We start from the raw sequence: 20,264 nt of genomic DNA on the forward strand, positions 1-20,264 counted from the left end.
TAGAGATTGCTTTTATCTTAATTAAAATTATTTACTAACTCTTGTTGTGATTATTTGAGTTAATGGTGGTACAACTTGTTTCTTTCTTGAAAGAACTCCAGGTAAGAAAGTAGTTGAGTCCTCTAATTTAACTTTGAATGCTTCTTCAGCTATTTCAGGACTTCTTCCAGCCACTAATATTTGTGAACCTTCATTTATTATGTCAGTAAGTAATAACATAATCATTTCTAATCCCATTGATTCAGCTTTTTGATTCATGTAATCTAACATTTCACCTTTTAAAGGCATGAATCCTTCTATGTCCATTGTGTTAACTTGAGCAACACCTACTTTAACACCTTCAATTGTGAAAGGTTTGAAGTCAGCGTTGAATATTTCTTCAATAGACTTTCCTTTTAATGAAGTACCAGCTTTAAACATTTCTTTAGCAAATGTTTCAGGAACTATTCCTGCTATTTCAGCAAGTTTTCTGCACATTTTCACGTCTTGTGGAGTACAAGTTGGTGATTTAAATAATAATGTGTCTGAAATTATAGCTCCACATAAAAGTCCAGCAGCTTCTCTTGATGGTCTGATTCCATTTTCGAAGAATCTCTTAGCAACTATTGTTGAAGTACTTCCAAGAGGTTCATTTCTGAAGTATATAGGGTTACCAGTTTGGATATCTGCAACTCTATGATGGTCTATGATTTCTAATACTTCAGCATCTTCTAAACCATGTACTGATTGACCTCTTTCGTTATGGTCAACTTGGATAACTTTTTTCTTATGAGTAGAAATTAAGTGGAATCTTGCAATTGAACCAACTACTTTGTTATTTTCATCTATTACAGGATAGTTACTGTATCTAGTTTCACTCATTGTTACTTTTACATCTTCAACTAAATCATCAGTAGATACAGCTACTAAGTTATCTTTAGTCATAACATAGTCTACTGGTAAACTTTGAACGATTAATCTTGATGCAGTGAATGAATCATGAGGAGTTGTAATAACAGTTATGTTATTTTTCTTAGCAAGTTCTATTATTTCTTTAGAAGGTGTATGTCCACCTGTTACTATTAATAAAGAAACTTTTAACTCTATTAATTCAGCTTGTATTTCAGCTCTATCTCCAGCTATAGCTATGTCGCCTTCGCTTATGAATTCTTTTAAAGATTCAGCTTGCATAGCAGCAACTACAACTTTTCCTGGGAATACTTTTCTTTCTTCATTTATGTTTTGAGCTTCAGCAGATAATGTATCTAATATGTTATCTAATGAAGTAGCACTTTTAGCAAGAATATTGCTATCCCAAATATCCATGTATGTTGCAGTTATGTTTGATGTTGATAACATTCCAAGTAAGTGGTTATTTCCATCAGCAACAGGGATTGATTTTAAGTTTTTATCTCTCATTATGTTCCAAGCCATTTTTAATGAAACTTCTGGAGCTAATGGAGCTATTTTATCCATTTCTAAATCTTCAACTTTTAGTTTAACTGTTTCTAAAAATTGAGGTGCTTCTACACCAAAATAATCAAGTATGTATTGAGTCTCTTGGCTAACATTTCCTAATCTAACTGGTATAGCAGGAGTGTCTTGAGTTTTGTTTTTAAATTCAGCATATGCTAAAGCAGCACATATTGAATCTGAATCAGGATTTTTATGTCCTGTAATGTATATAACATCCTTCATTTAGGTTGCCTCCTTTGTTATTCGAAATTTTTTAATTCATGAATATATTTTAATTCCTAAATTATGAAAAGTAAAGTTTAACAACACTCATTTTATCATAGTTTAATAGAATTTTCTATGAGGTAAAATTTAAGAATTATTCTTAATATAGGGTGTTACATAAGAAATTTTTTAGTTCTAAAAGCAAGTTGTTTAAACATATATTACAATAGATTGCTAGGAAAAGAAGGAGGAACAAGAAGTTATGCATGAGAAAGAACTCTTTAGAGGGTTAACAACTCAAGAAGCTAAACAACGAATAGAAAAATTTGGATTAAATGAAATAACAGAAAAGAAAAAGGTATCTGCTATAAAAATATTATTACAACAATTTAATGATTTTATAATATGGGTTTTAATTGGAGCTACTATTATATCAGGACTTATGGGAGATGTTGCAGATGCTATTACCATATTTGTTATTGTTGTAATAAACGGAATTTTAGGATTTGTACAGGAATTTAAGACGGAAAAATCTTTAGATGCATTAAAATCCTTAGCAGCACCTACTTGTAAGGTATTAAGAGATGGGAATATTAAGGTAATTAATGCTAATGAATTAACTATAGGGGATGTTGTAATATTAGAGGCTGGAGATAGAGTTCCTGCTGATGGAGAAATCTTTGAGTGTACAAACTTTATGATTGATGAGTCATTACTTACTGGAGAATCAGTTGGAGTTAACAAAACAAATAATTCTAAAGAAGCTTCTTTAATTTACATGGGGACTAAAGTATTAAAAGGTAAAGGAAGATTTAGAGTAACAGCTATAGGTATGAGTACAAAAATGGGGTCTATAGCAGATATGTTACAGGACATAGAAGAGGAAAAATCTCCTCTTAAAGAGAGATTGGATGGATTAGGGAAAATTTTACTTGTATTATGTTTAGCTATATGTGCTTTAGTTACTATATTAGGTATTATAAGAGGAAATGATTTAACAGAAATGTTTTTGCTAGGTGTTAGTTTAGCCGTAGCGGCTATACCAGAAGGATTGGCGGCTATAGTAACAGTTTCTTTAGCTTTAGGAGTTTCTAGAATGTTAAAAAGAAATGCCTTAGTAAAGAAATTACCAGCTGTTGAAACACTAGGATGTACCTCAGTTATATGTAGTGATAAGACTGGTACCTTAACTCAGAATAAGATGACTGTTAAAGAAATTTTTGTAGATGGAAAGCATTGTAGATTAGATGTGGATAAAATTCCAAATTCACCTATTTTAATGAAAGCCTTTGTTTATTGTAATGATTGTAATTATGACTTTTCAAAGGATAAGTTAGATGATGTATTAAATGGTGATCCTACAGAAACAGCCTTAATAAAGGCATATTTTAATAATGTAGATGTATTAAAAAATACAGTATCTAATGTAAATAGAGTTTTTGATATACCTTTTGATTCAAGCAGAAAAATGATGTCAGTTATAGTTAAGGAGAATGGAAGAGAGGCTTGTTATGTAAAAGGTGCTCCAGAAAGACTTATAAATAAATGTAGATATATACATGAAGAAGGAAGAGTTAAATTACTAACTTCTCAAAAGAAACAACAAATATTAAATGTTGTGGAGAATATGAGTAATAGGGCACTAAGATGTATAGGAGGAGCATATAGAGTAGATAATTTAACTAGAAGTGAAAGTCTTGAAAATGAACTTATATTCCTTGGAATTGCAGGGATAATAGATCCACCTAGACCAGAGGTTAAGGACTCAGTTATAAAATGTAGATTAGCAGGAATAACTCCTGTAATGATAACTGGTGACCATAAAAACACTGCTTTTGCCATAGGAAAAGATTTAAATATTGCTAAGTCTCAGGATCAAGTAATAACTGGAGAAGAATTAGACAAATTAGATGATAAAGAACTTAAAAAGAGAGTTAATAAGCTGAGAATATTTGCTAGGGTTACTCCTAATCATAAGCTTAGAATAGTTAAGGCATTTAAGCAAAATGGAAATATAGTTGCTATGACTGGAGATGGAGTAAATGATGCTCCAGCTATAAAAGAAGCTGATATTGGGGTTGCTATGGGAATTTCAGGCACTGATGTTACAAAGGAAGCTTCATCAATGATTTTAATGGATGATAACTTTGAAACCATAGTATCAGCAGTAGAAGAGGGAAGAATAATATATGATAATATAAGAAAATTCATAAGATATTTATTGTCATGTAATTTAGGAGAGGTTTTAACAATGTTTTTAGCTACCATATTCTATCTTCCAACTCCTATGTTACCTATACAAATACTTTTTGTAAATTTAGCTACAGATGGACTACCAGCAATAGCCTTAGGAGTAGATCCTGCTGATAAGGATATAATGAATCAACAGCCTAGAAGTAAGAAAGAAGGTATATTTGCTAGGGGACTTACTGAGAAAATTTTAGTAAGAGGATGTTTAATTGGAATATGTACCTTACTAACCTTTATTGTTGGTGGATTATATGGAATGGATTTAAGTACATGTAGAACTATGGCTTTATCAACATTAGTTATGTCTCAATTATTACATGTTTTTGAATGTAGATCAGAAAGACATTCAATTTTTGAAATAAAATTATTTACTAATATGTACTTGGTAGGTGCAGTAGCAATATCAATACTTATGTTATTAAGTATTATTTACATTCCTTTCTTTAGTGGAATATTCCATACCACAGTACTAGGTATAAATCATTGGTTAATAGTTTTATTCTTCTCAACAATAATATTCTTTATAAATAGCTTATACTTATTTATAAAAGTAAAGAAATAAATTTAATGAGATATATAAATTATTATTTTTTTAATATAAAAATGGTGTGTATCAAAATAATTTTTTATAAAACTTACAAAAAATATGAAGAGAATATCTAGATAAGCTTTAGAATTTAAATTATTAGCGAAATCTAGTAATTTTCAGAATATGTTTGTAAGCTTTAAATAAAAAAAGCTGTATTAATATACAGCTTTTTATCTTTGTTTAAATTGTTGTTGTCTAGCTTTCTTTAATTGTGAATGGTCTACAGGTACTAAATCTTGTTTAGTAGTTAAGTTAAGTATGTTATTTAGAGCAATATACTCTTTTTCATTTTCCTTATTTGATTTAAGTCCTTGAACTATAACATTATTTCCTTTTTTCACACTTATGAAAGTAGGTTTTTTAAACCAACGATTCTTCTTATATACGCATTTTATTATTTGCTTACTTCTCTCAGGTTTAACTATTAAAGTAACAACTAATTTGTGGAATATCCAAAGAATAGTTTTTTCTTCGATTTTTTCAGAAATTACGCTTCCTTGAAATTGAGCCATTCTATCGCCGTATTTTTCAAGATAAGAATCAGTGTAATATTTAGATAATTTTTCTTTGAAACCCATAATTATAACTCCTTTTAAGTTGACGAATTTACATTTATTATTACTATAAATACATATTATATGATAGATAGTATTATAACATAATATTAAATATATTAAAATACTTTGATAGTGTCCAAAAGCCCATAGAATAAGAATTTTATATAAACATGTAGTGTTAAATTTATTCAATGTAAATATTTAAATTATAGACTTATTAGAATTTATATTCTATAATTAGATATGTAATGAAAATGTTATCTTAGGAGGAAGTATTATGGATAAACAACAATTAGCAAAAATGATAGACCACACTATATTAAAACCAGAAGCTGATAAGGCATCAATAGAAAAGCTTTGCAAAGAAGCTTTAGAATACAATTTTGCTTCAGTTTGCATAAACCCTACTAATGTAGAATTAGCAGCTAAACTTTTAAAAGGCAGCGAAGTAAAGGTTTGTACAGTAATAGGTTTCCCTTTAGGAGCAAACACTATGGAAGTTAAAGCTTTTGAAACTAAAGATGCAATAGCAAAAGGTGCAGACGAAGTTGATATGGTTATAAACATAGGAAGATTAAAAGATAAAGATTATGAATATGTAGAGAAAGATATAAAAGCTGTTGTAGATGCGGCTGATAAGAAAGCGCTTACAAAAGTTATAATAGAAACTTGTCTTTTAACTGAAGAAGAAAAAGTTAAAGCTTGTGAATTAGCTAAAAAAGCAGGAGCAGATTTCGTTAAAACATCAACTGGATTCTCAACAGGTGGAGCAACTCCAGAAGATATTAAATTAATGAGAGAAACTGTAGGACCAGAAATGGGAGTTAAAGCATCAGGTGGAGTAAGATCAATAGAAGATGCTGAAGCTGTAATCAAAAATGGTGCTACTAGAATAGGAGCATCAGCTTCAATAGCTATATGTGAAGGAAAAGTTTCAGATTCAACATATTAATATATAACTAAATTAAATAAGATATTTACTTAGTAAAGCCTATAGAAAAATTTCTATAGGCTTTTTTGTCGAAGAAAAAAATAAATAAAAAATAGAAAATGATGGCTAATTTTAAAGTTATAGAATATTAATATAATAAAGTACTTATAAAGAGGAGGTTACTCTATTAAAGCTAAGATTAGTTTTATGAGTGAATTTTTATGAGAAGAGAGTTAACTCCAAAAGAAGTAATTTATAATGAAGATTTTACTAGTGGGATAGGTGAGAAAGAATCCTATGGTAATGAGTATCAAGGGGTTTTTAAGAAAATTGATGAAGCATTAAGCATAAATAAAGAAGGATTTAATGTTTACCTAATTGATGAATTTTCAAAACAAAAGCTTAAAGACATAATGGTACATCTAGAAGATAAAATGAAAAGTAGAGGTAAGCCTAAGGATATATGTTATGTTACCTTAGAAGATATTAGGGTTCCTAAGGTTATATTTCTAGAAAATGGAATGGGAGAAAAGTTAGATGAAACTTTAGAATATCTAAAATCTTTTTATTATGATGAAATATATGCTTTTTATAATTCTTCAATAAATAAAGAAAAGGAAGAGATTATAAATGATATACAAAAAAAGAGAAATTATTATATAGGGGACTTAATAAAGAGTGCAAAGGAAGAAGGATTTGATTTAAAAGCAACTTCTTCAGGCTTTGCATTTATTCCTTTAGTAGATGGAGAAGCTATGACAGAAGAGGAGTTTGATGATCTAGAAGAGAATAGTAAAGGGGATATTTCTGTAAAGGCTGACAAGTTAAAAGAGGGAGCAGAAGGAGTTCTTGAAGAATTAAAAAATATAGAGTTAGATTCCATTGAAAAATTAAAGGGGATACTTAGAACCTATTTAGAAAATGAATCAGCAAGTGTTAAAGAAAAAATAAAGGATAATTTTAAAGATGAGAATGAAGCTTATAACTATCTTATAGATGTTTGTGAAAGTTTAGAAAACCTATTGATTGATAATTACACAATAAACTTTGATGATGATGAAGAAAAGATAAATGAGATTATTTCAAAGTATGTTTGTAATATCATAAAAAACAGCAAGGGGCAAGAGGCTCCTAAGGTTATTTTTGAAGAAGATCCAAGCTTAAATAATCTTTTAGGAACTATAGAGTATGAAAATCATAATGGTGTGTATTCAACTGATGTAAAACTTATAAAATCAGGTTCATTACTTGAAGCAAATGAAGGGTGCATAATACTTAGGTTAAGTTCTTTAGTTAATAATGCAAATAGCTATTATTATTTGAGAAGGGCGTTACTTCATGGAAAGATAAATTATGATTTTAATAGAGGATATTTAGAAGTGCTTTCATTAAATGGGTTAAATCCAGATCCAATACCTATTAAGGTAAATGTAATTTTAATAGGAGATTTTGAAAGTTATGATATTTTGTATAACCATGATGAAGACTTCAAGAAAATATTTAGGATTAGAGCTGAATTTTCAAACTTAATAGGAATAGATGAAAATAAAAAATCTTTGGTAGATCTTGTTGATAAAGTCATAATAGATAATGATTTAATAAAGATCTCTACTTCTGGAATCAATGCTATTGGAAAACAATTAGCAAGAAAAGCTGGAACAAGGAAGAAAATTCTTTGGGATATTGATGAAATAGAGAGAGTATTACTTCTTGGAAATGAAGAGGCAAAAAATAATAATAAGTCATTGATAGATAAGGATTCAATAGAAGCGGTTGTAAATCAATGCAGTGAAATTGAAAAAGATTATTTAGAAATGTATGAGGAAAAGAAGATAATTTTAGATATAGAAGATAGAATTATTGGAAGTGTAAATGGATTGTCTGTTATAGATTTTGGTTATATGAGCTTTGGAAAGCCTATGAGAATAACTTGTACTTGTTATAAAGGTAGCGGAAAAATTATGGATGCACAAAGAGAAAGCAATTTAAGTGGAAACATTCATAATAAATCTTTAAATATTCTAAGAGGCTTTTTAAGTAGCTTCTTTAATTCTTATGAAGCTTTACCTGTTGACTTTCAACTAAGTTTTGAGCAGCTTTATGGAAAAATAGAAGGAGATAGTGCTTCTGTGGCAGAAGTAATTGCTATGATTTCTTCTTTAAGTAAAATACCTGTAGATCAAAGCATTGCAGTAACAGGTTCATTAAATCAATTTGGACAGGTGCAACCAATAGGTGGAGTAAATGAAAAAATAGAAGGATTTTTCAATGTATGCAAAAAAATTGGCACTTATATTGGAAAAGCTGTTTTAATACCAGAAAGCAATAAAGATGAGCTTATATTAAATAGTGAAATAGAAGAGGCTGTGAGAAAGGGTGAATTTAAGATATATCTTATGAAAGATATAAATGAAGCTCTTAGTACATTGCTTCTAAATGACACTATGCCTCTTGAAGATATAGGAAATAAAATTAGTGAAGAAATTAAAAAATTTAAGGACAATTAATATCTTATTAAGCCTATAGAGTTTGTTTCTATAGGTTTAATTTATTTTAGTATTATTTGACATAAATAATTAAAATATGTTAAAATATGGAAAAGAAGCTGTGTGGGAGGTGTAACTCTATAAGAGTGATTGTATGTGGTTAGATTTTGAGAAAATAGGAAATGTTTTAGTTGTAAGTTTAATTGGAGAATTAGATCATCATAGTGCAGAAGAAGTAAGAGTAAAAATTGATGATAGGATTAGTAGAGAAAATATAAGAAAGCTTGTATTGGATTTTTCAGGTGTAACTTTTATGGATAGTTCAGGAATTGGTGTTATTATTGGAAGGTATAAAAAGATAAGTATGCGTTCAGGTGAAGTTAACATAATATCTGTAAGTAAAAGCATAAAAAGAGTTTTTGAGTTATCTGGAATATTTAAGATAATAAAGTATTACGAAAATTTGGATGAAGCTCTAAAAGTGGGTTAATGGAGGGTTAGATATGGATAATAAAATGAGATTAGAGTTTTTGGCTAAATCTGAAAATGAAGGATTTGCAAGGGTGAGTGTATCAGCTTTTATTGCTCAGTTAGATCCAACTATTGAAGAATTAACTGATATAAAGACTGCTGTTTCTGAGGCTGTAACAAATGCTATAATTCATGGGTATGAATGTGATGAGAGCAAAGTGGTTATTATTGAGGCTAGTATTTGTGAAGATGAAATAAGTATAACTGTAGAAGATAATGGTATAGGAATAGAAAATTTAGAAGAAGCAAGAGAACCCTTATATACATCTAAACCAGAATTAGAGAGATCAGGTATGGGATTTACTGTTATGGAAACATTCATGGATTCTTTAGAAGTTTATAGTGAAAAGGATAAGGGTACAAAAATAATAATGAAGAAAAAAATGAATACATAGGCAGGTGAATAAAGTCTATGGATATAAGTAGTATTGAGAAAGATAATTTTAATTATGACAAAAATACAACTCTCATAGTCATGGCTAAAGAAGGAAATAAGGAGGCAATGAATAAGCTTATAGAAGTTAATACTCCTTTAGTTTCTTCAATATGCAAGAGATTTACAAATAGAGGGTATGACTATGAGGATATATTTCAGATTGGGTCAATGGGATTAGTTAAAGCTATAAACAACTTTAATGATAGTTTTAATGTTAAATTTTCAACTTATGCTGTGCCTATGATTATAGGTGAAATAAAGAGATTCTTAAGGGATGATGGAATAATAAAGGTAAGTAGAAGCACTAAGACTTTAGCTAAAAAGCTTCATTACAACAAGGAAGAACTAATAAAAAAATTAAATAGGGATCCTACTGTAGATGAATTAGCTGAATACTCTGGTGTTGATAAGGAAGAGGTAATAGTAGCCTTAGAATCAGCAAGTAGTATGCAATATTTATATGATACTATACACCATGATGAAGGAACGCCAGTTCTCTTAATAGATAAACTTAGTGAGAAGGGTGAAGATGATGACATGGTCAATAAAATAGCTTTAAGAGAAGCTATTAGTTCATTAGATTCAAAGGGTAAGCAAATCATAATGCTTAGGTATTTCAAGGATAAAACTCAAATTCAAGTTGCAAAAATGCTTGGTATAAGTCAAGTTCAAGTTTCTAGAATAGAGAAAAAGGTACTAAAAATTATGAAGGAAAAATTAGAAGAGGATTGATTATAAATGAAATGTTTTAGGAGCATTATTTTATGTGAAAGTAATCATATAAAATAATGCTCATTTTTTTGTATAGATTAAAAATAAGAACAAATAATATAAGTATATTTTAATAGAAAAGGGTGATTAATATAGCTATGTATGAAAATGACAAAAAAATAAGGACTAAGTTTGATCAACTTGAACAACAAATAAGACCAAAACCAAAGCTTCTTAGAAATTGTATAATGGCATTTATAGTAGGTGGATTAATTTGTGTAATAGGACAATTTGTGAGAAATACTTTTTTATACTATGGCTTCACAGAAGAACAAGTTAGTAGTTTAACACCTATGACTATGGTTTTTTTAGGAGCTCTTTTAACAGGACTTGGATTATATGATAGAATAGCGGCTAAGGCTGGAGCAGGTACTATAGTTCCTATTACTGGTTTTTCAAATGCCATGGTGTCACCTGCTATAGAATTTAAAAAAGAAGGCTTTGTAATGGGAGTAGGGGCTAAAATGTTTACTATTGCAGGTCCTGTTTTAGTTTATGGTACAGGAACCTCTGTAATAGTTGGACTAATATATTACTTATTACTTAGAGTTGGAATTGTGGGGTGATAAGAATGAGTAATAATACAAAAAGAGTAGGATCTCAAACAATAGAATTAAAAAGTAAACCTAGAATAATAGCTACATATAGTGTGGTTGGTCCTAGAGAAGGTCAGGGGCCTTTAAAAGAATATTTTGATAAAATACTACAAGATGACTGTAATGGCTGTGAAAGCTTTGAAAAGGCTGAAAGTAGTTTAATGATAACTGCTATAGAGGGAGTAATTAAAAAAGGTAATGTAAAAGAAGAGGACGTAGATTATCTTTTTAGTGGTGATTTATTAAATCAGTTAACATCAACAAATTTTGTTGCTAGAGAATTTAAAATTCCTTTTTTTGGAGTGTATGGAGCTTGTTCTACTATGGCTGAATCATTAAGTTTATCATCAATGATTATGGATGGTGATTTTGCAAAGTATGCAATTGCTTCTACATCCTCTCACTTTAGTTCAGCAGAAAGACAATTTAGATTTCCTTTAGAATATGGATGTCAAAGAAAAGAATATTCACAGTGGACTGTAACTGGTTCTGGAGCTATGCTTTTAGGAAAGTCAGGAGATTATCCTTATGTTACCCATGTAACCACAGGAATTGTTAAGGATTATGGAATTAAGGATGCAGATAATATGGGAGCTGCTATGGCACCAGCTGCTGTAGATACTATATATAAGCATTTTGTTGATACAGGAAGAAAACCTGAAGATTATGATGTAATAGCAACTGGAGACTTAGGGGCTGTAGGAAAGAAATTAACAGAGGAATTATTAAAAGAGTATGGATATGATATTAGTAAGGTTTATATAGATTGTGGAGAAAAGATATTTGATAATGAAAAACAAGGAACTTTTGCAGGCGGAAGTGGATGTGGATGCTCAGCCGTTGTAGCCTGTGGATATTTATATAGAATGTTAAAAGAGAAAAAGTTAAAAAGAGTTTTATTAGTTTCCACAGGAGCTTTATTAAGTTCTACATCTGCCTTACAAGGAGAAAGCATACCAGGAATAGCTCATGCTGTAGCTATAGAATATATTTAAACTAAGTTAGATATTTTGTGTGAATATTTTGTTATAAAAATTTAATAATGAGGAGATGAGAATTTTGCAAGATTACATAAATGCTTTTTTAGTAGGTGGTGCAATCTGTGTAATAGGACAGATATTAATAGATAAAACTAAACTAACACCAGCTAAAGTATTAGTTGCCTTTGTTTCAATAGGAACAATATTAGGAGCTTTAGGAATATATGAAAAGCTAGTTCAAATAGGTGGAGCAGGAGCCACAGTTCCATTACCTGGTTTTGGGTATGCCTTAGCTAAAGCAACTATAAAAGAAGTAAATGAACAAGGATTAATGGGAGCATTTACTGGTGGATTAAAGGGTGCAGCAGGTGGAATAACTGCGGCTATTTTCTTTGGTTACTTAATGGCATTAATATTTAATCCAAAAACTAAATAAATGATTATAATTTCTATAAAAGGTCAATAATTTTTTCAAAGGAGAGATTCTATGAAAAAGTTTGAGAAAGTTATTATAAATAGACCTTTAGGATTAATTTGTATTTTTACTATTTTAGGAATTATAACATACTACTTTGGTAGTTTTAACTTAATAGGTACAGCTTTTTTAGTTGTACCTTTAATTTTGTTTAGCTATCTTTTATTAGACATAGATAATTTTAATATAGGCATAATATTTTTCCTCATAGCTATTTTAAGTTGCACCATCTATTATGAGCCTAAATTTCAACAAGAAGGGGTTCAAGAAATAAGGATAATAGAAGTTACAGATAAAGTTATACTAGGAAAGATAGATGGAAGAATAGTTGAAGTAAGAAACCAAAGTGGAATTGAAATTGAATATGGAGAAAAAATATATGGAGTTTGTAAATTCAAGAGAAATATTAATTTAGATAGAGGTCATGTTGGACAGGTTTTCTTAAAGAAAGTATTAAAAAGAGAAAAAGACTTAATCTATAAAATAAAAAATATACCAAAGAAGTATTATGAAAACTTAAGTGAAAATTTTTCATCCTCTGAAAGTGCACTTTTAAATGCTGTCTTATGGGGAGATAAAGAAAATTTAACTTATAATCAAAAGGATTTTTTATCAGATTTAGGAGTAATTCATTTAATATGTATATCAGGGTTTCATATAGCCTTACTTTTTTCAATAATTTATAAAAAGTTTTCTTTTAAGATAGCCTTAAGTATATGTACTATTTATGTGATTTTAGTTGGGGCATCTAGTTCAGCATTAAGAGCTTTAATTATGATAACCTTATTAAAGTCTTCTAAAAGGCTATTTAAGACCTATGACCCCTTAAGTTCTATATCATTAGGGGCAATAATACTACTTATTTATAAACCTTATAACCTTTTTAGCATGGGATTTTTATTATCCTTTGGTGGAACATTAGGCATAATTTTATTCTATAAAAAATTATTAGAGGGATTTTATATGTTACCACCAAAGTTAAATGAATACTTAAGCTTAGGATTGTCTGCACAGGCTTTTATATATCCTATTTTGGTAATTGCTTTTGGAAAATTTTCTATTAACTTTTTAATATCAACCTTTTTAGTAACTCCAATAATAGTAATATTATTACAGATACTATTAATTTCTATTTTAATTGGTGGAAATTTAATTGGAGTTATAGTATTTTTAATAAATATAATATTCATGGTATTTAGGGGGATTTTAGTATTTTTAGATAAGGTGGTATGGGTTACTCCTTATTTATCACCAGTATTTGCAATTGCTTATATGACTATGTTTTTATGGATTTACATGAGTATTAAAGGATTTAAAAAGTTTAAAATAGGAGTTTATTTAGTCATACCTGTTTTGATTTTAAATTTATATGTATTTGGAGCTAAAATTAGAATTGTAGAGGATAAATGGAATAAGGCTATAGTTATAGAATCTGGATTTAAGAAAGTTGCCTTAGTAAACAATAATAGTGATTATTTTAAAAAATCCATAATGAAAAAGGAATATGTTAATGAGGTTATTCATTTGAAAAAAGAGTCTCAATTTGAACTAACAAAAAGATATTCAATATCCATAGAAGATAATTTTAATACAATAACTTTAATGCCAGAGAATAGTGATTATGATATAATTGATTTGATTCAAAAGAAAAGTGCGTATATACTTTAACTTATGTAAATAAGTAGCTGGGATTTGAAAGGTTGATATTTTAATGATAGATTTAGACGGTTTATATGAAAATTTGAAAAAAGGAAAGATAGAAAAAAGTTATATATTAGTTGGATTAGATGAGCTTTTAATTAAAGAAGGTATAGAAAATATAATTGATAATGTATTAGATGAAGAATTTAAGGATTTAAACCTAATTAGATTAGATGGTAATAACCTTAATTTTGATGATTTCATGAATGCTTGTGAAACATTGCCTTTTATGAGTGATAGAAAAGTAGTAGTTTTAAATAGAACTAATATATTTAAGGATAAACAAGATAAAGAAACTGAAAAATTATATAAGCAATGTGTAGAATATTTTCAAAATACACCAGAACATTGTGTTTTAATAGCATATACAACTTTAAAGGATAAAAGGGATAGAGTTAATAGATTAAGCAAACTAAAAAAGCTTGAGAAGAGCAGTTGTATAGTTTCTGTTGAAAAGTTAAAAGGGGCAAAACTGCAACAAAAAGTAGGAAGAATCTTTCAAAGATATAATAAAAATATAGGAAAAATAGAATTAAAATACTTTTGTGACTCAGTAGAAAATAACTTTGATGTTATAGAAAGAGAAGTTGATAAAATAGTAAACTATGTTGGTGAGAGAGAAATAACTAGAAAAGACATAGATTTACTACTTCCTCCTAGGTATGAGGACGATATATTTGATTTAGTTGAGCTTATTTCAATTAAAAGAGCAAAGCAAGCCATAGACTTAATGGATGAATTAATAGGCAGAGGACAAGATCCTATATTTATACTGAGTCAAATCAGAGAGCAATTTCAAAAGTTACACAGGGTAAAAATAAGACTTTCTGAAAAGTATAGAATTGATGAAATAAAGAAAGATTTTTTAGAAGCTAGCAGGGTAAATTTACCTGACTTTGTAATAGAAAAATTTATTAATCAGAGTAAGAAGTTTTCTAATAAACAGCTTAATAAATGTATTAATCTATGCTTATATACAGAAAAGAAACTTAAGAGTAATTCAAACTTAAATAAAAAAACAGAGTTAGAACTTATGATAGTGAGCACTGTAATATAAAAAATCCAGATTAGATAATTCTAATCTGGATTTTTTACTTAAAGAAATACTTCTAATAAAAGAAAATGGTGTTAGAAATTCTAACACCCATATAATTAAGCCATAGCGTTTAACTTAGCAGCTAATCTTGATTTCTTTCTAGCAGCCATGTTTTTATGAACTACTCCTTTAGAAGCAGACATATCTAAAGCTCTAGCAGCTTCAACGTATAAAGTTGCAGCTTCTGCTTTGTTATTAGCTTCAACAGCTACTTCAAACTTCTTTATAGCAGTTTTAAGAGCTGACTTAATCATCTTATTTCTTAAAGTTTTCTTTTCAGTAACTTTTATTCTTTTCTTTGCTGATTTAATATTTGCCATTCTAGTTCACCCCCTTCAACTTTTATAGCGTATCTGCAGTTTTGGGGAATCTGCGTACGAGTTCATTATTAACAAAGGTAATTATAACATCATAAATATATAAGTTCAAGTCTTTTTTCGTGTTTATCGACATAATTATCATTTTTAAGGAGATTATATATAATATATCAATTTAAATTAAAAAGAGGTGGAAAAATGTACAATGTAAGAACTGATTTAGCTGTTGAAAGTAGAGAGATTTATAAACATAGATATAATAGGGAAATTGATGGGGTAGTTTTTGAAGAAAAGACTGTGGAAGAAGATATTAAAGTTACAAATGTTGACATATTAAATGATGAAGGTGCTAAAGCTATGGGAAAACCTATAGGTAGATATGTTACCATAGATATCCCTGAGTACACTCATTATGACGGTGGCATTATGGATGAGGTTTCTCATGTGGTGGCAGCCTCCTTAGAAGAACTTATTAATTTACCAGAGGAGAGAACTGCTTTAGTAGTTGGGCTTGGAAACTGGAATGTTACACCTGATGCCATAGGACCTAAGGTTGTAGGTAAGTTAATGGTAACAAGACACTTAAAGAAAGTTATGCCGGACATAATAGATGATTCAGTAAGACCAGTTTGTGCTATAGCTCCTGGAGTTTTAGGTATAACAGGAATTGAAACTGGAGAGATAATAAAATCATTAGTGGAAAAAATAAATCCAGATTTAGTAGTTTGTATTGATGCTTTAGCTTCAAGAAAATTAGAAAGAGTGGCAAGAACTATTCAAATAAGCAATACTGGAATATCACCAGGGGCTGGAGTTGGAAATCATAGAATGCAAATAAATGAAGAAAGCTTAGGTATCCCTGTTATTGCCTTAGGAGTACCAACTGTTGTAGATGCAGCTACTATTGCAAATGATGCCATGGATTTAGTTTTAGATGAAATGATAAATCAAGCAGATGCTGGCAAAGAATTTTATAATATATTAAATAACATAGACAAGAATGAAAAGGGAATGATGATAAAGAGCCTTTTAGACCCTTATGTAGGAGATTTAATGGTTACCCCAAAAGAAATAGACGATATAATAGAATCAGTTTCAAAAATAATAGCAAATGGAATCAATATAGCCCTTCAACCTAATATGGTATTAGAGGATATAAATAAATTTTTAAACTAAGACTGAGTTTAAAATTAAAAGTTTTATTAAGATATTTTTTAGAATTATGAGTGAATTTGAAGAAGAATAAATTAAATATTTACCTAAAGAGAGTAACATAATATTTAACTTAACCTCATATAAATGAAAATATGAGGGAGGGGATAATGTGAGAGGTATTAATAAAAGAGAGATACCCATAGGAGTGATTGTTCTTTTATCTTTACTTATAATATTTATGTTTAGATTTATGAAGATTGCAGCAAGTAAAGACATGAGAGAAAATTTATCATATATACAACTTTTAAATGCAGGAATGCCTGTTGCAAAGGGAACATATTACGATGAGAATGCTTATTTAGAAAGTAATATTACATTAAAAAGTTTAGCCTTAGAAACTTTAAATATAAAGCCTCTAGATCCGATAGAGTTAGTAATGAATGAAGTGCCTTACTTTGGTGCAGTAAATAAAATAGCTTCAATTGATAAAGTTAATTATGTTTCTGCTGAAAAAGTATCTTCATTTGATTTAAATAAAGATAGTATAGATATAGTTTCTGAGGAAGAATCTAAGGAAAGTGCAGAATTAGAAGCTAGTAAAAATAGTGAAGTTTATGATCCAAGTTTAAAAAAGGAACTAGATCAGTCTAAGCCAGAGGTGCTTATTTATCATACTCATAATTCAGAGGGGTATACTGAGGAGAGAACTTCAAACAATGAAGAACATAACGTAGTTGGAGTAGGAACTTTAGTTGCAAAAGAACTTGAAGAAAACTATGGTATATCAGTTATTCATGATAAAACAAATCACTCAGCTTCATATGAGCAATCTTACAATAAATCTAGAGAGACAGTTAAAAAATATATTAATGAATATGATGATTTTAAGATGGTGATAGATATTCATAGAGATTCTGTTGGAGAGCATAACAAAAAGAATTTAACTGCTAATATAAATGGAGAAAGTTTAGCTAAGATTATGTTTGTTACAACTAAGAATAGCCAATATTTTAATGATGCTGAATCCTTGGCCTATAGATTTATTAATAAAGCCAATGAGCTTTTTCCTGATATTTTAAGAAGACAGGAAACCTTTAAGTATGATAGGGGAAAAAATGCGTTTAACCAACAATATAATAAGAATTCAATGCTTATTGAAGTTGGTGCAGAAGTAAATACTTCTAAAGAGGCTCAAGCTACAGCAAAGTATATAGCTAGATTAATAGCAGAAGAATTAAACAGAAAAAGTGAATAAAATAAAAGAATTTTGAACATCCTTATAGATAGTAATCTATGGGGGTGTTTTATTTTGAAAAAATTTATGACTATTCTAACTCTTGGCATAATAGTTTTTTCTATAATTTCTTGGGGGCTTATAGGTGTTAATATAGAAAATACAGAGGCATTTAATAATCAAAATTATGAATTAAGCGAAAAAGTTGATTATGATAGAATAAAAGAAGAAACAGGTATGGATTTAACTATATTTAGTGAAGACAATAGTCCTGTAAAAATATATGAAAATAAAGACGAGGTTTATTTAGTTTTTAAAGAACATACTTTAAACTTAAGTAAAGGCTTATTTGGTAACATACTAATTGGTACCTTTAACCTAGTAAATAAATTAATAAATGATATTAATCAATTTATAGGAAACTATATAATAATGTAAAGTAAAGTATATTGACAGTTTAATGGCACATTGTGATATAATGTAACTTGACTTATTCTACAATGTGGGGGTGAAAACTGTTCAAAAACTTTTTAAATAGTTTAGAGAGCAGGTTTAGATATGGATAAAAAGAAGTATATAAGAAACTTTTCAATCGTAGCTCATATAGATCATGGTAAATCAACATTAGCAGATAGACTTTTAGAGAAAACTGGAACATTAACTCAAAGGGAAATGGAACAGCAAGTATTAGATACTATGGAGCTTGAAAAAGAAAGAGGAATAACAATAAAGTCTCAAGCAGCAAGACTTATCTATAAGAGAGAGAACGGCGAAGAATATATATTAAATCTTATAGATACTCCAGGTCACGTAGACTTTACATATGAAGTTTCAAGAAGCTTAGCAGCTTGTGAAGGTGCTATTCTTGTAGTAGACGCTACTCAAGGGATACAGGCTCAAACTTTAGCAAACTGTTACTTAGCATTAGATAATGATTTAGAAATAGTACCTGTTATAAATAAGGTTGACTTAGCTAGTGCTAGACCAGATGAAATAAAGCAAGAAATAGAGGATGTTATTGGAATAGAAGCAGAGGATGCACCTTTAGTATCAGCTAAAACTGGATTAAACATAGAAGATGTTTTAGAAGAGATAGTTGAAAAAGTTCCAGCACCAGAGGGAGATGAAAATGCTCCACTTAAAGCTTTAATATTTGATTCATACTATGATAGTTACAAAGGAGTTGTATGTCATATAAGAGTTAAAGATGGTAAAGTTAAGCCTGGAACAAAAATTAAACTAATGTCAACAGACAAGGTTTATGAAGTAGTTGAAACAGGAGTATTTACACCAGCTTTAATGCCTTTAAAAGAAGGATTAAGTGCAGGGGAAGTTGGATACATAACAGCTTCAATAAAGAATGTTAGAGATGCCAGAGTAGGTGATACTGTAACAGAGGCAGCTAGACCAACAGAGGAGGCATTACCAGGATATAAACCAGCTATACCAATGGTTTACTCAGGTATATACCCAGTTGATGGAGCTAAGTATGAAGAATTAAAAGAGGCATTAGAAAAGCTTCAAATAAATGATGCTGCATTATCATTTGAACCGGAAACATCAGTAGCTTTAGGATTTGGATTTAGATGTGGATTCTTAGGATTATTACACATGGAAATAATTCAAGAGAGAGTTGAAAGAGAATTTAACTTAGATATAATTACAACTGCACCATCAGTTATATACAAAGTAACTAAGACAAATGGAGAATCTTTTGATTTAACAAACCCAACAAACCTTCCTCCAATGACAGAGATTGCATACATGGAAGAGCCTGTTGTTAAGGCTTCAATTATAACTCCAACTGATTACACTGGAGCTGTAATGGAATTATGCCAAGATAGAAGAGGTAAATTCATAGATATGCAATACTTAGAGGAAACAAGAGTTGTTATACATTATGAAATTCCATTAAATGAAATAGTATATGACTTCTTCGATACTCTTAAATCAAAAACAAGAGGATATGCTTCATTAGATTACGAATTAAAAGGATATGAGCAATCAAAACTTGTTAAGTTAGATATTTTATTAAATGGAGACAACGTAGATGCTTTATCTATGATAGTTCCAGAAGTTAAGGCTTATCAAAGAGGTAGAGCTATAGCTGAAAAACTTAAAGAAATAATTCCAAGACACATGTTTGAAGTTCCAATTCAAGCAGCTGTAGGTTCAAAAATTATAGCTAGAGAAACTGTTAAAGCTATGAGAAAAGACGTATTAGCTAAGTGTTATGGTGGAGATATTTCAAGAAAGAAAAAACTTCTTGAAAAACAAAAAGAAGGTAAGAAGAGAATGAGACAATTAGGAACAGTTGAAGTTCCTCAAGAAGCATTCATGTCAGTTTTAAAAGTTGACTAATTAATTTCTTTATATAGAGGCAATGATGAATAGTATTAAGTATTTATCATTGCCTTTTTTTTAATACTAAATAATAGGAATTAAATTTTTTTTGTTATTTTTATAAAGGTTTTTAAATATTTTAGAATTAGCTTATTTT

The 20,264-nt window shown here is 29.3% G+C and carries 18 protein-coding genes; 15 read left to right on the forward strand and 3 right to left on the reverse strand.

Annotated features, from left to right (window positions below):
- Nucleotides 1-27: 27 nt before the first annotated feature.
- Nucleotides 28-1,677 (reverse strand): putative manganese-dependent inorganic diphosphatase, encoded by a 1,650-nt coding sequence (locus I6G60_RS05060; RefSeq protein WP_003451432.1) that lies wholly within the window; start codon nt 1,675-1,677, stop codon nt 28-30.
- Between the two features lie 244 nt (nt 1,678-1,921).
- Between I6G60_RS05060 and I6G60_RS05065 the strand changes: the two genes are divergently transcribed.
- Nucleotides 1,922-4,471 (forward strand): calcium-translocating P-type ATPase, PMCA-type, encoded by a 2,550-nt coding sequence (locus I6G60_RS05065; RefSeq protein ID WP_057231911.1) that lies wholly within the window; start codon nt 1,922-1,924, stop codon nt 4,469-4,471.
- Nucleotides 4,472-4,668: 197 nt separating this feature from the next.
- Here I6G60_RS05065 and I6G60_RS05070 read toward each other — a convergent pair whose 3' ends face one another.
- Nucleotides 4,669-5,076 (reverse strand): hypothetical protein, encoded by a 408-nt coding sequence (locus I6G60_RS05070; protein WP_003451377.1) that lies wholly within the window; start codon nt 5,074-5,076, stop codon nt 4,669-4,671.
- A gap of 256 nt (nt 5,077-5,332) precedes the next feature.
- Here I6G60_RS05070 and deoC point away from each other — a divergent pair, with 256 nt between their 5' ends.
- The 10 genes from deoC (at nt 5,333) to holA (ending at nt 15,019) form a co-directional block, all read left to right on the forward strand.
- The gene (gene deoC / locus I6G60_RS05075) at nt 5,333-6,007 is read left to right on the forward strand and encodes a deoxyribose-phosphate aldolase (protein WP_003470931.1); all 675 of its coding nucleotides are present in this window, start codon (nt 5,333-5,335) and stop codon (nt 6,005-6,007) included.
- 200 nt (nt 6,008-6,207) lie between these two features.
- A complete protein-coding gene (locus I6G60_RS05080) occupies nt 6,208-8,493 on the forward strand; it encodes an AAA family ATPase (RefSeq protein ID WP_061415876.1) in 2,286 nt (761 codons plus the stop codon).
- Between the two features lie 133 nt (nt 8,494-8,626).
- Nucleotides 8,627-8,962 carry an anti-sigma F factor antagonist gene (gene spoIIAA / locus I6G60_RS05085; protein ID WP_003451156.1) on the forward strand — a complete coding sequence of 112 codons (336 nt, stop codon included), beginning with the start codon at nt 8,627-8,629 and terminating at the stop codon, nt 8,960-8,962.
- 13 nt (nt 8,963-8,975) lie between these two features.
- Nucleotides 8,976-9,398, forward strand: coding sequence for an anti-sigma F factor (spoIIAB, locus tag I6G60_RS05090; protein ID WP_003451402.1), 423 nt, complete (start codon nt 8,976-8,978; stop codon nt 9,396-9,398).
- Nucleotides 9,399-9,415: 17 nt separating this feature from the next.
- Nucleotides 9,416-10,171, forward strand: a complete 756-nt coding sequence (gene sigF, locus I6G60_RS05095) for an RNA polymerase sporulation sigma factor SigF (RefSeq protein ID WP_003454713.1) — start codon at nt 9,416-9,418, stop codon at nt 10,169-10,171.
- A 137-nt stretch (nt 10,172-10,308) separates the two neighbouring features.
- Entirely contained in the window at nt 10,309-10,776 is a 468-nt protein-coding gene (gene spoVAC / locus I6G60_RS05100) for a stage V sporulation protein AC (protein ID WP_011010736.1), read from the forward strand.
- 5 nt (nt 10,777-10,781) lie between these two features.
- Nucleotides 10,782-11,801 carry a stage V sporulation protein AD gene (gene spoVAD, locus I6G60_RS05105; RefSeq protein WP_003463083.1) on the forward strand — a complete coding sequence of 340 codons (1,020 nt, stop codon included), beginning with the start codon at nt 10,782-10,784 and terminating at the stop codon, nt 11,799-11,801.
- A 55-nt stretch (nt 11,802-11,856) separates the two neighbouring features.
- Nucleotides 11,857-12,222, forward strand: coding sequence for a stage V sporulation protein AE (gene spoVAE, locus I6G60_RS05110; RefSeq protein ID WP_011010735.1), 366 nt, complete (start codon nt 11,857-11,859; stop codon nt 12,220-12,222).
- Nucleotides 12,223-12,273: 51 nt separating this feature from the next.
- A complete protein-coding gene (locus I6G60_RS05115; RefSeq protein WP_197925640.1) occupies nt 12,274-13,929 on the forward strand; it encodes a ComEC/Rec2 family competence protein in 1,656 nt (551 codons plus the stop codon).
- A gap of 43 nt (nt 13,930-13,972) precedes the next feature.
- Nucleotides 13,973-15,019: a DNA polymerase III subunit delta gene (holA, locus tag I6G60_RS05120; RefSeq protein WP_197925642.1), complete on the forward strand. Its 1,047-nt coding sequence runs from the start codon at nt 13,973-13,975 to the stop codon at nt 15,017-15,019.
- A 95-nt stretch (nt 15,020-15,114) separates the two neighbouring features.
- Here holA and rpsT read toward each other — a convergent pair whose 3' ends face one another.
- Entirely contained in the window at nt 15,115-15,378 is a 264-nt protein-coding gene (rpsT, locus tag I6G60_RS05125; protein ID WP_003451389.1) for a 30S ribosomal protein S20, read from the reverse strand.
- A gap of 195 nt (nt 15,379-15,573) precedes the next feature.
- On the opposite strand from rpsT, the gene gpr reads away from it, so the two are divergent.
- The 4 genes from gpr to lepA all read left to right on the forward strand — a co-directional run bounded on the left by gpr (nt 15,574) and on the right by lepA (nt 20,125).
- On the forward strand, nt 15,574-16,551 hold the full coding sequence (gpr, locus tag I6G60_RS05130) for a GPR endopeptidase (RefSeq protein WP_197925644.1): 978 nt from the start codon (nt 15,574-15,576) through the stop codon (nt 16,549-16,551).
- A 148-nt stretch (nt 16,552-16,699) separates the two neighbouring features.
- Nucleotides 16,700-17,785 carry a stage II sporulation protein P gene (locus tag I6G60_RS05135; RefSeq protein WP_004457777.1) on the forward strand — a complete coding sequence of 362 codons (1,086 nt, stop codon included), beginning with the start codon at nt 16,700-16,702 and terminating at the stop codon, nt 17,783-17,785.
- 54 nt (nt 17,786-17,839) lie between these two features.
- Nucleotides 17,840-18,202, forward strand: coding sequence for a hypothetical protein (locus I6G60_RS05140; RefSeq protein ID WP_011591032.1), 363 nt, complete (start codon nt 17,840-17,842; stop codon nt 18,200-18,202).
- Nucleotides 18,203-18,322: 120 nt separating this feature from the next.
- Nucleotides 18,323-20,125, forward strand: coding sequence for a translation elongation factor 4 (gene lepA / locus I6G60_RS05145; RefSeq protein ID WP_003455062.1), 1,803 nt, complete (start codon nt 18,323-18,325; stop codon nt 20,123-20,125).
- Nucleotides 20,126-20,264: the final 139 nt, after the last annotated feature.

It is taken from the genome of Clostridium perfringens, from assembly GCF_016027375.1.
Classification (GTDB): Bacteria; Bacillota; Clostridia; order Clostridiales; family Clostridiaceae; genus Sarcina; species Sarcina perfringens.